Origin of the sequence: Gluconobacter sp. Gdi, from assembly GCF_014132155.1 — a bacterium.
Taxonomy (GTDB): Bacteria; Pseudomonadota; Alphaproteobacteria; order Acetobacterales; family Acetobacteraceae; genus Gluconobacter.
Genome location: NZ_BLJQ01000090.1, coordinates 1 through 273, shown reverse-complemented (window position 1 = coordinate 273; position 273 = coordinate 1). Strand labels below are relative to the sequence as shown.

Annotated in this window: 1 protein-coding gene; it reads left to right on the top strand. The window is 59.7% G+C overall.

Annotated elements, in window-relative coordinates:
• The coding region (locus JN414_RS16615; protein ID WP_202208897.1) for a hypothetical protein at nucleotides 1–273 on the top strand (273 nt) is incomplete at both ends.

The following is a 273-nucleotide window of genomic DNA, read 5'->3' as shown; positions in this document are numbered from 1 at the left end:
CAGAATGCGGCGGCGGTTCTGGACTTTCAGCGCAATGCCGCTGCCGCTGGTGATGAAGTGTCAAAGCTGACGGTTCAGCTGGCAGCCGAGCAGGACAAGCTGGCGCACATGAAGTCCCAGGCGAATGTGCTCGTGTCCAATGGCAGTCTGTCCCAGGTGGACGCAGACGCTGGTGTGTCTTCCCAGCAGAGCAGGGTGGATGACACCAGTTCCCGCCTGTCTGTTGCCAGACAGATGCGTGATGCCCTGAATGTTGAAGCAGAAGGCCACAGG